The 15,225-nt window shown below is 62.3% G+C and carries 13 protein-coding genes; 8 read left to right on the forward strand and 5 right to left on the reverse strand.

Annotated features, from left to right (window positions below):
• The first annotated feature begins 42 nt into the window (after nt 1-42).
• The 7 genes from bamA to lpxB are packed head-to-tail and all read left to right on the forward strand — an operon-like array spanning nt 43 to nt 7,210.
• Complete coding sequence (bamA, locus tag HBA54_RS01710; RefSeq protein WP_240932441.1) at nt 43-2,265, forward strand: outer membrane protein assembly factor BamA; 2,223 nt, start codon at nt 43-45, stop codon at nt 2,263-2,265.
• A gap of 5 nt (nt 2,266-2,270) precedes the next feature.
• Entirely contained in the window at nt 2,271-2,834 is a 564-nt protein-coding gene (locus HBA54_RS01715; RefSeq protein ID WP_167220692.1) for an OmpH/Skp family outer membrane protein, read from the forward strand.
• Between the two features lie 54 nt (nt 2,835-2,888).
• Nucleotides 2,889-3,920 (forward strand): UDP-3-O-(3-hydroxymyristoyl)glucosamine N-acyltransferase, encoded by a 1,032-nt coding sequence (gene lpxD, locus HBA54_RS01720; protein WP_167220693.1) that lies wholly within the window; start codon nt 2,889-2,891, stop codon nt 3,918-3,920.
• Nucleotides 3,917-4,387 carry a 3-hydroxyacyl-ACP dehydratase FabZ gene (gene fabZ, locus HBA54_RS01725; protein ID WP_167220695.1) on the forward strand — a complete coding sequence of 157 codons (471 nt, stop codon included), beginning with the start codon at nt 3,917-3,919 and terminating at the stop codon, nt 4,385-4,387. Before lpxD ends, fabZ begins: the two co-directional genes overlap by 4 nt.
• Nucleotides 4,387-5,181: an acyl-ACP--UDP-N-acetylglucosamine O-acyltransferase gene (lpxA, locus tag HBA54_RS01730; protein WP_167220696.1), complete on the forward strand. Its 795-nt coding sequence runs from the start codon at nt 4,387-4,389 to the stop codon at nt 5,179-5,181. Before fabZ ends, lpxA begins: the two co-directional genes overlap by 1 nt.
• Nucleotides 5,181-6,002, forward strand: coding sequence for an LpxI family protein (locus HBA54_RS01735; RefSeq protein WP_167220697.1), 822 nt, complete (start codon nt 5,181-5,183; stop codon nt 6,000-6,002). Before lpxA ends, HBA54_RS01735 begins: the two co-directional genes overlap by 1 nt.
• A complete protein-coding gene (lpxB, locus tag HBA54_RS01740) occupies nt 5,999-7,210 on the forward strand; it encodes a lipid-A-disaccharide synthase (RefSeq protein WP_167220698.1) in 1,212 nt (403 codons plus the stop codon). Before HBA54_RS01735 ends, lpxB begins: the two co-directional genes overlap by 4 nt.
• 75 nt (nt 7,211-7,285) lie before the next feature.
• Here the strand turns inward: lpxB and HBA54_RS01745 are convergent, their stop codons facing one another.
• Nucleotides 7,286-8,602, reverse strand: coding sequence for a citrate synthase (locus tag HBA54_RS01745; protein WP_167220699.1), 1,317 nt, complete (start codon nt 8,600-8,602; stop codon nt 7,286-7,288).
• Between the two features lie 214 nt (nt 8,603-8,816).
• The gene (gene gltX / locus HBA54_RS01750; RefSeq protein ID WP_167220700.1) at nt 8,817-10,238 is read right to left on the reverse strand and encodes a glutamate--tRNA ligase; all 1,422 of its coding nucleotides are present in this window, start codon (nt 10,236-10,238) and stop codon (nt 8,817-8,819) included.
• Between the two features lie 241 nt (nt 10,239-10,479).
• On the opposite strand from gltX, the gene HBA54_RS01755 reads away from it, so the two are divergent.
• Nucleotides 10,480-12,558 carry a ComEC/Rec2 family competence protein gene (locus HBA54_RS01755; protein ID WP_167220701.1) on the forward strand — a complete coding sequence of 693 codons (2,079 nt, stop codon included), beginning with the start codon at nt 10,480-10,482 and terminating at the stop codon, nt 12,556-12,558.
• 47 nt (nt 12,559-12,605) lie between these two features.
• On the opposite strand, the gene lexA is transcribed toward HBA54_RS01755, so the two are convergent.
• The 3 genes from lexA to moaC form a co-directional block, all read right to left on the reverse strand.
• Nucleotides 12,606-13,340, reverse strand: a complete 735-nt coding sequence (lexA, locus tag HBA54_RS01760) for a transcriptional repressor LexA (protein ID WP_167220702.1) — start codon at nt 13,338-13,340, stop codon at nt 12,606-12,608.
• Between the two features lie 189 nt (nt 13,341-13,529).
• On the reverse strand, nt 13,530-14,744 hold the full coding sequence (locus tag HBA54_RS01765) for a molybdopterin molybdotransferase MoeA (RefSeq protein WP_167220704.1): 1,215 nt from the start codon (nt 14,742-14,744) through the stop codon (nt 13,530-13,532).
• Nucleotides 14,744-15,220 (reverse strand): cyclic pyranopterin monophosphate synthase MoaC, encoded by a 477-nt coding sequence (gene moaC, locus HBA54_RS01770; protein WP_167220706.1) that lies wholly within the window; start codon nt 15,218-15,220, stop codon nt 14,744-14,746. The genes HBA54_RS01765 and moaC overlap by 1 nt, the downstream gene beginning before the upstream one ends.
• Nucleotides 15,221-15,225 lie beyond the last annotated feature (5 nt).

A 15,225-nucleotide genomic window follows, 5' to 3' on the forward strand; every position in this document is an offset into this window, starting at 1 on the left:
TGCCTGCTGTCGAACGCAGCATGGTTTGGCCTTTCTGAGCCTTTGTTCGCGCAGTCTCTGCTGTCCGGCGGCAGGATTGATTCGATCAGGGTAGAAGGAACGCAGCGGATCGAGGCTGCCACGGTCCGCTCCTACATGAGGGTCAACCCCGGGGACCCCTTCGATCCGGTGCGGCTTGATCGCTCTCTCAAGAACCTTTTTTCCACCGGTCTGTTTGCCGATGTGAATCTGCGCCGCGACGGCGATGTGCTGGTTGTCGTGGTTGCGGAGAACCCGATCGTCAATCGCATCGCTTTTGAGGGTAATCGGCGAATCGACGATGAGACTCTGCAACAGGAGATCGAATTGCGCCCGCGCGTGGTCTTTACGCGCACCAAAGTGCAGAGCGACGCCGACCGGATCCTGGAAATCTATCGCCGCTCGGGACGTTTTGCCGCGACGGTGGAACCCAAGGTCATCCAGCTCGAGCAGAATCGCGTCGATCTCGCCTTCGAAATCTCCGAAGGCCCGCTGACCAGCATTCGGGCGATCAATTTCATCGGCAATAAGGAGTTCTCGGATTCGACGCTGCGGGATGAAGTAACCACCTCAGAGGCCTCATTCTGGAACTTCTTTTCGAGTACCGATACCTACGATCCTGATCGACTGACTTTCGATCGCGAATTGCTGCGCCGCTTCTATCTGAATGAGGGTTATGCGGATTTCCGCGTGGTGTCGGTTGTCGCCGAGTTGACCCCTGACAATCAGGATTTCATCGTGACCTTCACGGTGGAGGAAGGCCCACGCTATCGCTTTGGCGCCATCGGCATAGAGACAACGCTGCGCAATCTGGATCCTGAGTCGCTACGCGATCAGGCAACGACCTTTGAAGGCGACTGGTACGACGCCAGCGAGGTCGACAAGACGATCGAGGCCTTGACCGAGGCTGTCGGCGACCTTGGTTTCGCTTTTGTCGATATCCGGCCCAGGGTTCAGCGCGACCGGGAAAACCTGACCATCGATATCGTTTTCGATATTCAGGAGGGGCCAAAGGTTTTCGTTGAGCGGATCGATATCGAGGGCAATACCCGAACCCTGGACCGGGTTATCCGCAGGGAGTTCCGGCTGGTCGAAGGCGACGCCTTCAACAGTTCAAAACTGCGCCGTTCCCGTCAGCGCGTACAGAACCTCGGTTTCTTCAAGACGGTAACAGTGGAGAATGAGCCGGGCAGCGCCCCTGACCGCACGGTGGTGAAAGTCGAGGTCGAAGAACAATCGACAGGCGATTTGACGTTCGGCGCCGGTTTCTCGTCTTCCGACGGGCCCATCGGCAACATTGGTATCCGGGAGCGCAACCTGCTCGGTCGAGGGCAGGATATCCGGCTGAGCTTCACGCTCGCTGGCGAGGCCTCGGAAATCGACTTCAGCTTCACCGAGCCCTATTTCCTGGATCGGAACCTGGCGGCGGGTATCGATCTGTTCCGCACCACGGATGATCGGGATGACGAAAGCTCTTTTGAGGAAGAGCGGCTGGGTGGTTCGTTGCGTGCCGGTTTCAATGTGACCGAGAATATTCGCAATGTGGTCCGCTATACGGCCGAGAACCGTGATATCACCGATGTGGACAGCGATGCGTCCCTGCTGGTGCGCTCGGAGGAGGGAACGACGCTGCGCTCCGGTGTCAGCAACGAACTGACCTATGACACCCGGGACTCGCGTTTCGATGCGAGAGAGGGTGTCATCGGCAGGCTTCGAACGGAGTTCACCGGCCTCGGCGGCGATGTGACTTTCGTGAAGGCCTCGGTCAGCGGCGGTTACTATTACACCGTCTTTGAAGACTACACGATCAGTACTAGGGGCTCGACCGGCACCATTGCCGGCGTCGGGGAAGATACGAGGATTTCGGACCGTTTTTTCCGGGGTGGCGGCAATCCGCGCGGGTTTGAGTTTGGCGGTATCGGACCGCGCGACCGGAATACCGGGGATGCTCTGGGCGGCAAGCACTTCTATACCGGCACCGTTGAATTGGCCTTTCCTCTGTCCCTACCTTTCGATCTCGACGTACGCGGGCGCTTGTTCACCGATATCGGTGCCGCCTGGGATCTTGATGACGGCAACATCCCGGTTGTCGTCGATGATTCGAGCAATCCTCGTGTTACGGTTGGTACCGGCGTATCCTGGAATTCGCCTTTCGGCCCGGTGGTCCTGGATTTAGGCTTCGCGGTGGTCAAAGAGGACTTCGACGAGACCGAGATCCTCAGTTTCAGCTTTGGAACACAGTTTTAGGGAATATGACGCGTTTATGCCGTTGGCCTTTGCGCATTGCCGCAACCTTTCTGCTGGCGGTGGCCCTGCCAATGGCTGCCCAGGCCCAGGCAGCGCGTGCGCCGGTCATCGGTGTCATCGATATTCAGGTTGTCCTTCGGGAGTCGGTCGCGGTTAAGGCCTTGGCCGAACGCATAGAAGCGGGCCGGCAATCGGCCCAGCAGGCAATGCTTGATCGGGAAGAACTGCTGCGGGCGGCAGATTTTGATCTGGCTCAGCGGCGGGCCTCTCTTTCAGAAGACGAGTACCTGCGTGAGCGCGAAAATCTTGAAACCGAAGGCGTAACACTTCAACGGGAAATGCAGGCTGAAAGGCGTCGGTTGGATCAACTCTTCAGTCGGGGTATGTCCGAGGTACAGCAGGTTTTACTGCTCATCTCGCAAGAGATTGCCAGAGAGCGCAATCTGGATCTTGTTTTGGCAAAAACCACGGTGATTATCGTTAAGTCAGAATTCGATTTCACCGATGAGGCGCTAAATCGGCTCAACGCCCGGCTTGTCGATGTTTCACTGCCTACGACGGGCAACTAGCAGAAATTCTGGCGAAGCTGTAAGAATGCCAAGCGACGAAGACTAGGGTGGGTCATGGCGGATAGCCGTTTTTTCAAGGTGGCGGGACCTTTCAAGCTCGTCCAACTCGCGGACATAGCCGAGGCAGAGCTGCAGCCCGACGCCGATGGTGAGGCGGTGTTCTCCGACGTCGCACCATTGGATATTGCAGGGCCGGGGCAAGTCAGTTTTCTGGACAATCGAAGCTATGCCGACCAGTTTGCCGTCAGCAAAGCGGGGGCCTGCATTGTCGATCCGGAGTTCGCTGAGCGAGCCCCGCCCGGGATGAGTCTGATCCTGACCCGGCGCCCCTATCGGGGCTATGCAAAGATTGCCCAGGCGTTTTATCCGCCGACATCGGCGGTTCCCGGCGTTCATCCCTCGGCACAGATCGATCCGAGCGCGAAGGTTGGGGAGGGTAGTCATCTCGGGCCCGGTGTGGTCGTCGGGCCGGCTGCTGAAATTGGCCGGGGCTGCCGGATCGAGGCCAACGTGGTGATCGGTGACGCCGTTGAAGTTGGTGACGGAACGGTCATTGGCCCAAATGCCTCACTTGCCTTCTGTATTGTCGGTCGGGCCTGTCAGATCCATGCCGGGGCCAGGATCGGCACCCGTGGGTTTGGCTTCTCGATGGACCCAGAGGGTTTTGTCGATGTTCCGCAACTCGGTCGCGTTTTGATTGAAGACGGTGTCGAGATCGGTGCGAATACGACGATCGATCGCGGTGCCGGCCCCGACACTGTTATAGGCGCCGGGGCGAAGATTGATAATCTGGTACAGATCGGGCACAACGTGAAGGTCGGTCGTGGTTGCGTTCTCGTAGCGCAGTCCGGGGTGGCCGGGAGCACGACGCTTGAGGATTTCGTGGGGGTTGCCGCGCAGGCGGGGGTCTCAGGTCATTTGACGATTGGCAGTGGTGCCCGGATTGGGGCCAAAGCAGGTGTGATGCGCGATGTCCCCAGCGGGATGAGCGTGCTTGGCAGTCCGGCAAGGCCGGTCAGGGAGTTCTTTCGACTATGCGCGCTGTGGGAGCGGCAGTTGAAGGCAAGAGGCGGGAAAAAAGGATGAGTGAAGAAACCACGGATCAGGAAGTTGCCGGCAGTCTCGATGTTCAGGAGATCATGCAGCTTCTGCCCCACCGCTACCCCTTTCTCATGATCGATCGTGTTGAGGAGATTGTCCTCCACGAATCGGCAACCGGGATCAAGAACGTCACCATCAATGAGCCGTTCTTCCTGGGGCACTTTCCGGAGCGGGCGGTCATGCCCGGCGTTTTGATCGTCGAGGCGATGGCACAAACCGCCGCCGCCATGATCATGTACTCCCTGGGTGAGGCCGCGTACGGCAAGCCGGTGTATTTCATGACCGTCGACGATGCACGGTTCCGCAAGCCGGTGGTTCCGGGCGACGTCTTGAAAATCTACGTGAAGCGGATCCGCAACCGACGAAACGTCTGGAAGTTCGCGGGTGAAGCGAAGGTAGACGGCGCGGTGGTGGCAAGCGCCAGTTACTCCGCGATGATCATGGACTACTGATGCCCGAAATCCATCCAACCGCGGTCATAGATCCCGGCGCCCAAATCGCCGAGAGTTGCCAAATCGGCCCTTATTGCATCATCGGCCCGCACGTGGTTCTCGGCGAGGATGTGAAGCTGAAAAGCCATGTGGTGGTGGACGGCCGGACAACGATCGGCGATCGCACGACAATCCTGCCGTTCAGTTCGATCGGGCAGACGCCACAGGACCTGAAGTACCGGGGTGAGCCCTCGGAGCTCAAGATCGGTTCCGACAACACGATCCGCGAGCATGTCACGATGAACATCGGGACCGAGGGCGGCGGCATGGTGACCGTGGTCGGCAACGGCGGCCTGTTCATGCCGGGCTCGCATGTCGCCCATGATTGCCGGATCGGCAACAACGTGATCATGGCGAACCACTGCACGCTGGCCGGCCACGTCACGATTGAGGACAACGTTATTCTTGGTGGACTCACCGGGGTGCAGCAGTTCGTTCGTGTCGGTCGCAACGCCATCCTGGGCGCCATGGTGGGCACGAAGCACGATGTGATTCCCTACGGTATCGTCATGGCCCGGCCGACCCGGCTGGATGGTCTCAATCTGGTCGGGCTGAAACGGGCTGGCGTCGACCCCAAGGAAATCCAGGCGCTGATGAAGGCCTATGATCGCTTGTTCGTTGAGGAAGAGGGCACCTTGAATGAGCGTATGGCGTCTGTCGAAGAGGTTTTCGGCGAGCATGCCACGGTCGAGACCTTGCTTGAATTCCTGCGTGTTGAGACGGGGCGCCCGATTTTGCGGCCGATCGACTACTGATGCCGGGGCCGCTTGGCATCGTTGCTGGCGGCGGTCATCTTCCTCGCCAACTTGTCGAACTCTGCCAGTCGAACGGGCGCGGGGCCTTTGTCGTCGCACTTGAGGGCAACACCGAAGCCGCGACGGTAGAGGGCGTAGACCACCTCTGGATCAAGCTTGGCCAGACCAAGCGGGCCTTGGATGCGCTGCGCAAGGCGGAGGTTCGCGAACTGGTCCTCATCGGGCCGGTAAAACGGCCGTCGATGTCGGAGCTCTGGCCCGACGCCTATACCTTGAAGGGGCTTGCCAAGATCGGCTTCAACCGTCTGGGCGACGACGGTCTTCTGGGCGCAGTCGTGCGTACCCTGGAAGCGGAGGGATTTACGATTCGCGGGGTCGACGAGCTGATGAGTGAGCTGCTGGCCGTTGCCGGTCCCTATGGCCGCTTTCTTCCCGATGCCCAGGCCGAGGCGGACATAGCGCGCGGCGTCGAGGTGGTCCGGGCCATGGGAGCGGCGGATGTGGGGCAGGCCACCGTGGTTCAAGGCGGCCTTGTTCTGGGCGTTGAAGCGATTGAGGGAACCGATGCGCTGTTGCAGCGTTGTGGTCCGCTCCAGCGGGCCGGGCCGGGCGGCGTGCTGGTCAAGCTAAGCAAGCCGGGGCAGGAACGCCGGGCGGATCTGCCCACTGTGGGCGTGAAAACGGTCGAGGGGGCCGCGGCCGCCGGCCTGCGCGGAATCGCCATAGAGGCCGGCGCTACCCTGGTCGTCGATGCCGAGGCGGTGCGACGGGCCGTGGACGATGCCGGGCTCTTTCTCATCGGCATCGATCTTTCGACATGACCGCAATCCCCGGTGTCGCAGAGGAAGAACGGGAAGACCCGCTTGTCTTTCTGATCGCCGGCGAACCTTCGGGGGATCTGCTGGCCGCGCGCCTGATGGCGGCGATGAAAGCGGAAAGCGGCAATCGGCTGCGCTTTGCCGGAATTGGCGGCGAGCAGATGACGGCCCAGGGCCTGAAGAGTCTCTTTCCGATTCACGAATTCGCGGTCATGGGGTTCGTCGAAGTGCTGCCCCATCTGTTCAAAATCATCATGCGGATCCGCCAGACGGTCGCGATCGTGAAGTCGCTGCGCCCCGATGTCGTGATCACGATTGATTCGCCCTCCTTTACTTTGGAGGTTGCCCAGCGTCTGAAGGGCGAGGGAATTCCTCTGGTCCACTATGTGGCGCCTCAAGTCTGGGCCTGGAAGGCGGGCCGCGCCAAACGCATGGCCCGCTATCTCGACTTGATATTGGCGCTTCTGCCTTTCGAGCCGCCCTTGTTCGAAAAGAACGGTTTGAAGACGCGCTTTGTCGGTCACCCGGCGGTGGAGCTCGCCGTCAGTGATGAACAACGTCTGGCCGACCGCCTGCCGAAGACCGGTGAAGGGCCTCTTCTTGCCGTGCTGCCGGGAAGCCGCAAGGGCGAGGTGCGCAAACTGCTGCCGGTTTTCGAGGCGACGGTGGCTGTTCTTGCGGAGAGGCATCCCGGTTTGCGGGTTGTGATCCCGACCGTCGAGACGGTGGAAGCCGAGGTAAGGCAGCGCACCGCATCCTGGACTGTACCGGTAGAGGTGGTGCGCGGCGCGGAGGCAAAGCAAAAGGCGTTTGCGGAAGCCCAGGCCGCCCTGGCGGCATCGGGCACCGTCGCGCTCGAACTGGCCGTCGCCTCGGTGCCCGCCGTGATCGCCTATCGCCTCAGCGGCATCGGCGCTTTCCTGTCGGCCGGCTTGCTGACGGTGCCTTATGTCAGCCTGGTAAACCTGATCGCCGAGCGTCTGGTGCAACCGGAACTGCTGCAAGGCAACTGTACGGTGGAGAAACTTGTCGAGCCGTTGGAGAGCCTGTTGAGCGACCCGCAGGCGCGCCAGACCCAGCGCAGTGCCTACCTGGAAGTTGTTCGTGCATTGACCCCGGCAGAGGGATCGCCCAGCCGTTGTGCGGCCCGGGAAGTCCTGGACCTGCTGTCGGAGCGGCGCGGTAAAAACCCGGCGCCTGCGGCACCATAAGAAAACGCCCGGGCAAAACCCGGGCGTTCCTTGGTACGGTTTTCGGTTCTTGTGAAACCGGCGAGGACCGGCTTTCTATCGATCGCCAAGCGCCACGTAGTCGCGCTTCGTGTGGCCGTTGTAGAGCTGCCGCGGGCGGCTGATGCGCTGCTTCGGATCCTCGATCATTTCACGCCACTGGGCGACCCAGCCGACGGTCCGCGCCAGCGCGAAGAGCACCGTGAACATCGACGTCGGGAAACCCATCGCCTTCAGAATAATGCCGGAATAGAAGTCGACGTTGGGGAAGAGCTTCTTCTCGGCAAAGTACTCGTCTTCCAGGGCGATACGCTCCAGCTCCATGGCGACGTCGAGCAGGGGATCCTTGACGCCAAGCTCCGCAAGGACCTCGTGGCAGGATTTCTGCATCACCTTTGCCCGCGGATCGTAGTTCTTGTAGACCCGATGGCCGAAGCCCATCAGCCGGAAGGGGTCGTCGCGGTCCTTCGCCCGTTCGATGAACTCGGGAATGCGGTCCTTGGTGCCGATTTCCTGCAGCATCTGCAGTACCGCTTCGTTGGCGCCGCCATGCGCGGGACCCCAGAGCGAGGCAATGCCGGCAGCGATGCAGGCAAAGGGGTTGGCGTTGCTCGAACCTGAGATGCGGACCGTCGAGGTCGATGCATTCTGCTCGTGATCGGCGTGCAGGATGAAGATGCGGTCCATGGCGCGCGCCAGCACCGGGCTGATCTTGTACTCCTCGCAAGGCACCGAGAAGATCATGTTGAGGAAGTTCTCGGCATAGTTCAGATCATTGCGCGGATAGACGAACGGCTGGCCGATGGAGAACTTGTAGGCCATGGCTGCAATTGTCGGCATCTTGGCAATCAGGCGATGTGAAGCGATCATACGCTGACGCGGATCGCTGATGTCCGTCGAGTCGTGATAGAACGCCGACATCGCGCCGACCACGCCGACCATGATCGCCATGGGGTGCGAATCCCGACGAAAACCCCGGTAAAAGTAGTTCATCTGCTCGTGCAGCATGGTGTGGTAGGTGATCGAGCGTTCGAACTCGGTCTTCTGGTCGGCTTTCGGCAGTTCGCCATGAAGCAGCAGGTAGCAGACGTCCATGAAGTCGCTGTGTTCGGCCAGATCCTCGATCATGTAGCCACGGTGCATGAGGATGCCGACTTCGCCGTCGATGTAGGTGATCGCGGAGTCACAGCTTGCGGTTGAGGTGAAGCCCGGGTCATAAGTAAAGCACCCGGTTTCGGCATAAAGCCGGCTTACATCGATGGCGCGCGGGCCGACTGTTCCGCCCAGGATCGGCAACTCTATGCTCTTTCCGGTGGAATTGTCTGTCAGGGTGACGGTCTGCTTGGTGCTGCTGTCTGGCGTTACATCATTCATATTTCCATCCCCATGACTTGTCCTAAGATCCGTACGTTCGGCCGGAAGCATAGAGAAACCGGCCCTTTCAATCAATTGCCGCGGTGCAGCAAACTGACCTGGCGGGGCGATCCTAACGCCAGGATACCAACGTTAGATGAATCGACCCATCAACCCATTGATCTTGTTGAATGACTGCCCTCAAAAAGGGCTATCATCCACTTCGGGCGTGCCGCTAAGGGGCGGAAGCCTGATCGGCAACCCTGGCGAGACATTCGCCGCGCCCCAGGATATCCATCACCTCAAAGATGCCCGGCGAGGAGTTCGACCCGGAAAGCGCTGCACGCAGCGGCTGGGCCACTTCGCCCAGCTTGCATCCCTCCGCATCGACAAAATCCCTTACCGCAGTCTCTATCGCGCTTTCGTTCCACTCGTCGACTTTACTGAGAACTGCTTGCAGACGGGCAAGGCGCGACCGAGCATCATCATTGAGGATCTTCTCGGCCTTGGCATTCAGCGCGAGTGGCCGGTCGGTAATGTAGAACATAGCATTTTCCGCCAGTTCGACCAAATTCTTTGCCCGGCTGCGCAGGCCATCCATGCCGCGTCGCAGACGCTCCATCGCAACCTCGGAAAGCGGCCCGCCTGATGCAGCCTCGATCAGCGGCAGCGCCGCGGTCAGCAGGGCCGCCGGCTCGCTGTCTCTCATGTAGACGCCGTTCAGGTTGTCGAGTTTCACAAAATCGAAGCGCGCCGGTGATTTGCCGACGCCGTCGAGGTCGAACCAGGCAACCGCCTGCTCGCCGGAGATGATTTCATCATCGCCATGGCCCCAGCCCAGCCGCAGGAGATAGTTGCGCAGGGCGGCGGGCAGGTAGCCCATATCGCGATAGGCCTCAACGCCCAGGGCGCCGTGGCGCTTTGAGAGCTTGGCGCCATCAGGCCCGTGGATCAGCGGGATATGCGCAAACAACGGCGCGTGCCAGCCAAGTGCCGTATAGAGTTGGGTCTGGCGGAAGGCATTGGTCAGGTGGTCGTCGCCCCGGATGATGTGGGTCACGCCCATGTCGTGATCGTCGACCACGACCGAGAGCATATAGGTCGGTGTGCCGTCCGCCCGCAGCAGGATCATGTCGTCCAACTGTTCATTGCCGACAGTTACCGGCCCCTGGACGAGATCGCCGATCTCGGTTTCGCCGGACTGCGGCATTTTCAGGCGCACCACCGGCTTCACGCCTTCAGGCGCCTCAGCCGGATCGCGGTCACGCCAGCGGCCGTCATAGCGCATGGGTCGGCCTTCGGCGCGGGCGGCGGCGCGCATTTCTTCCAGCTCCTCCGGCGAGGCATAGCAGTGGTAGGCCTTGCCGTCGGCCAGAAGCTGGCGCGCCAGGGCCGCGTGATGGGCGGCGCGGGAAAACTGGAAGACGACCTCGTCGTCCCAGTCCAGGCCGAGCCACTGCATGCCCTCCAGAATTGCGTCGATGGCCTCCTGGGTCGATCGCTTGCGGTCGGTGTCTTCGATGCGCAGGCGGAACTTGCCACCGTGGTGCCTGGCGAACAGCCAATTGAAAAGCGCGGTCCTGGCGCCGCCGATATGGAGGAAACCGGTGGGCGAGGGGGCGAAACGGGTTACGACGGGGCCTGTTGTCGGGGTCATCTGATGGAAGCCGCTGCTGGAATTGATGGCGGGGTTTAACACAGTGCCCGCGGCCAGTCCAAACAGTCTGGAACTCCCCTTTCGCGTGTCTCCATGGCGCCCCTATAATCGCATTCCGTTCGCACCGACTTGAAGGGACTGGCTTTTGGGCTTCAGCCTATCGCCGGATGATCTACAGCAGAGCGCGATCGCGCGTCCGCCGGTCCTTTCACGATTCGGCGGACGCCTGGGCGCGTGCTTTTTGGCGGAGCAGGAGCGTTGGCCGCTATGGCTGCCGGTTTTCTTTGGCCTGGGCATCGCGCTTTACTTTGGCGCCGCGTCGGAGCCGCCACGCTGGGCCGGGGTGGCCGTATCCTTGATCTTTGCGGCGGGGTTCGTTGCAGGTTATCGCGTTGTTGCCCTGCGCCTTGCCATCTTTCTCGCATTGTTGACGGCGTTGGGGTTCAGCGCGGCGCAACTGCGCAGTATCTGGGTCGAGGCACCCAGCCTTGAGGGCCGCTGGGGGCCTGCCCCCCTGACCGCCGAGGTGCTCAGCGTCGAAAAGCGCGAGAAGGGATGGCGCTTCGTGCTGCGGCCGCTTTTCATGGAGGAACTGAGCCCCTCGGCCTATCCGGAGAGAGTCCGGGTAACGGCATACCGCGTCGAGGGAACGCCGCGTCCCGGCGACACCGTGGCGCTACGTGCCCAACTGCGCCCGCCGAGCCCGCCGACCATGCCCGGCACCTTCGACTTTGCGCGCCAAGCTTACTTCCAGCAGCTCGGCGGTATTGGTTTCGCGCTGGGCAGCCTGCGCGCGACTGCGCCCGGGACAACCGGCCAGCCGGAAAACGATCGCGGCCCGGCGGAGCACTGGACCTTGTTCTGGGCTGAGGCCCGCCAGGGGATCGCGGCGCGCATTGCCGCCGTGTTGCCCGGCCAGAAAGGGGCGGTGGCAGTTGCCCTGGTCACCGGTCAGCGCGGCGCCCTTGCCGAAGACACACGCGAGGACATGCGGGGGGCGGGGCTTGCCCACCTGTTGGCAATTTCCGGACTGCATATGGGCCTGGTCGCCGGGCTATTGTTCTATAGCCTCAGAGCGGGCCTTGCCCTGGTTCCCGGGCTCGCCCTCCGGCGTCCGATCAAGAAGTGGGCCGCCGTCGCGGCCGGTCTCGGTGCTTTCGTCTATCTCTGCCTTGTCGGCGGGGCGATCCCCGCACAGCGGGCCTTCCTGATGGTTTCCATCGTCCTGCTGGCGATCCTGCTGGAACGCCGCGCTCTATCCTTAAGGCTGGTGGCTCTCGCAGCTTTCGTCGTTCTGATGCTTTCACCCGAGAGCCTGGTTTCGGCCAGCTTCCAGATGTCCTTCGCCGCGGTTGTCGCCTTGGTCAGTGTTTATGAATCCTGGGAGCGCCGGCGCTACGCCGCGGTTCGGGAGAGGGGAGTCATCCAGGATTTCGCAACCTACGTTCTGGGAATCGGGGTGACATCGCTGATCGCGATCCTGGCGACCAGTGCTTTCGCTGTATTTCATTTTCAGCGCCTCGCACTTTTCGGTCTGCTGGCCAATCTCGTCGCCGTGCCGCTGACGGCCTTTGTCATTATGCCGTTTGCGGTCCTGGGGATGGTCCTGATGCCCTTCGGTCTCGAAGCGGTCGGCTTTGTGCCCATGGGCTGGGGGATCGATCTTCTGCTGCTGGTGGCAGAGGGTGTGGCCGGGTGGCCGGCAGCCCATCTGCAGGTACCGCCGATGCCCCTTTGGGGCCTGGCTTCCGTCGTTCTGGGCGGTCTCTGGCTTTGCCTCTGGCAGGGGGTTTGGCGGCGATGGGGGGCCCTTGTCATTTTGCTCGGCGCCGCTTCGCCGGCCACCGTATTGCCGCCGGATCTGTTGGTCAGCGGCGATGGCCGTCTGGTGGCCATCCGCGATGCGGAGCGGTATCTCTGGCTGCCGGATCGGCGCTCCAGCCGCTTCGTTATTGATTCCTGGCGCCGCGGCAGTTTTGCCCGCGAGGTGATGACCTGGCCGAAAGCAGGGGGCGCCGCCAACGGACGATTGCTGTGCGATCCACTTGGTTGCCTTTATCGAAGCCCGGAGGGCCTGCTGGCGGTTTCGCGCGATCCCCTTGGGGCCACGGACGATTGCGCCAAGGCCGATGTGTTGGTGAGTCTCGAGCCCCTGCGCCGACAGCCTTGCCGGGGCCCGGCCCTGGTCATCGACCGTTTCGATTTCTGGCGCGACGGGGGACACGCGGTCTGGCTGGAGGAAACCGGTCCGCGGGCCCTGTCGGTGCGGCAGGACCAGGGCTTGCGGCCCTGGTCGCCTTTTGCGCAGCGTCAGCGCTGAGCCCTTGAATCTTACCGGCCCTGGTCGGTTAAGCCGATCCGTCGGCCTCAGTAGCTCCGCAGCAGCCCGACCAGGCGGCCCTGGATGGTGACCCGCTCCGGTGGGAAAATGCGGGTTTCGTAGGCGTGGTTCGCAGGCTCGAGGGCGATGGCCCCGCCTTTCCGTCGCAGGCGCTTCAAGGTTGCTTCCTCGTTGTCGATGAGGGCAACGACGATAGCGCCGTTTTCGGCGGTGTCGCCGCGCTCGATCAGCACGGTATCGCCATCGAGGATGCCGGCGTCGACCATCGAATCCCCATCGACTTCCAGTGCGTAGTGTTCGCCGGTGCCGATCATCGCCGAGGGAACATCGACGTGATTCGAATAGTCCCGCAAGGCCTCGATGGGCGTGCCGGCCGCGATCCGCCCATAAAGCGGCAACTGCATCGCTTCGGAATCATTGGCGGCCTGGGCGCCCGGCAGGGAGGATGTAAAGTTCCCCTGGATGACTTTGGGTGCGAAGCCCGGCCTCACGCCGCCAAGGGGCAGATTGGCGTTATCCTGGACACCGGGGCTGCCGGCGCTCAGATCGTCCGGCAGTCGCGTGACTTCGACAGCCCGGGCCCGATGCGGCAGCCTCTTGATGAATCCGCGTTCTTCCAGGCCGGTTATGAGCCGGTGGATGCCGGATTTCGACTTCAGGGTGAGGGCCTCCTTCATCTCGTCGAAGGATGGAGAAACCCCATGCCGCTGAAGGTGGCCATGGATGAAGAGTAAGAGTTCGTGCTGCTTTTTTGTGAGCATCTGCTGGAAAGACCCCCAGGGTGTCGTTTGCGGCTCGTCACTGGACACAAGATATGGAACAAAACAAAAACCTAGCCACATGTTCTAGTTTGGTTCTTCTTTATCGTCAAGGATTTTGTCTACAGCACTACCTATGCGGCAACAATACCTATCCAGGATTGCGGCTCGCTTGGTCCGTTGTGCAGACTGTCAGAGGCCTTCGGCGAGTTCCCGGAGGTCCATGACGGGGACCATCGCGCCACTGCGGGCAGCCTCAGCGTGGGGCGGGCGCAGGATCAGCCCGTCGGCCGCCGCCAGCATAGCCAGCATGGAGGAGTCCTGGCGCCCGTAAGCGGTAGCGGTGCGCTGCCCCTGGCTGTCTTTTGAGACCCTGGCTCTCAGATAGTCCTGGCGGCGGTCATTGGCCGGCAGATCAGCACCGAGACGCATGGGGCTCACCGGATGGGCCGGGCTGTCGAGGCCGCGCAGCCGATTGAGCGCGGGGCGTGCAAAGAGCAGGGCGCAGACCAACGCCGAGACGGGATTGCCCGGCAGGCCCAGCATCGGCGTGTCGCCGAGCTGGCCGAACATCAGCGGTTTGCCCGGGCGCATGGCAATTTTCCAGAAGTCGAGCTGCAGGCCCTGGCCCTCCAGAGCGCTCTGGACCAGGTCGTGCTCGCCGACCGACGCGCCGCCGGCGGTGAGCAGCAGATCGGCACCCCGGGCACCGGCGGCAAGCTCGGCCAGGCGCTCGCTGCGGTCCGGCGCGATGCCGAGCTGTATCGGGTCGCCGCCACAGGCCCGCACAAAGGCGGCCAGTGCCAGCCCGTTGGAGCTGACGATCTGACTGGGACCCAGGGGGTCGCCCGGCATCACCACCTCGTCGCCGGTGGCGAGGATGGCCACCCGCGGGCGGCGGTGAACCTGCACCCAGGGATGGTTCATGGCGGCAATCAGGCCGACATCGCGGGCGGTCAGCCGCTGCCCGGCGCGCGGCCCGGCATCGCCCTCGCTGAAATCCAGGCCGGCCGGGCGTACATAGTGGCCCAGCGGGCTGGATTCCTTCACCGTCACCTGATCGCCCGATACCTCGGTATCCTCCTGGATCACGATGGCGTCGGCGCCATCGGGCAGCGGCGCGCCGGTGAAGATACGCACGGCTTCGCCCGGGCCCAGCTGCCCCGCGAACAGGCTGCCGGCGGGAACCCGGCCGATCACCTTCAGGCTGGCCGGCACGGCAGCAACGTCGGCGGCCCGTACGGCATAACCGTCCATCGCTGAGACCGCTTTCGGCGGCTGGGTCACCCGCGCCGCGATGTCCGTCGCCAGCACCCGCCCGAAAGCCTCTCCCAGACCCAGGGTTTCCGACGGCAGGGGCCGAAACCGCTCCAGGATCCGGGTGAGCGCCTCTTCAACTGAAATCATCAAGAAGCCTCATAGGTGCCCGATTTACCGCCTTCTTTGCGCAGCAGACGTACATCGGTGATCCGCATGCCGCGGTCGACCGCCTTGCACATGTCGTAGACAGTGAGGGCGGCGATGCTGACGGCGGTCAAGGCTTCCATCTCAACCCCTGTCCGGCCTTTCAGCTTGCAGCGGGCGATGACATCGACGGCCGGTCGACCCTCATCGAGGGTCAGGTCGACGGTGACCGAGGTGAGCGCCAGGGGGTGGCAGAGCGGGATCAGGTCCGGCGTGCGTTTGGCCCCCATGATGCCGGCCAGCCGGGCGACGGAGAGCACATCACCCTTTTTGACGCCACCGTCACGGATCATCGCCAGGGTCTCGGGCTGCATGACGACCGAGCCTGCAGCAACCGCAATGCGTTCGCTGATTTCCTTGTCGGAGACGTCGACCATGACGGCCTTGCCCTCGGCATCGAAGTGCGTGAAACCGGCCATGGTCG

Origin of the sequence: Pelagibius litoralis, from assembly GCF_011683915.1 — a bacterium.
In the GTDB taxonomy this organism is placed as follows: Bacteria; Pseudomonadota; Alphaproteobacteria; order Kiloniellales; family Kiloniellaceae; genus Pelagibius; species Pelagibius litoralis.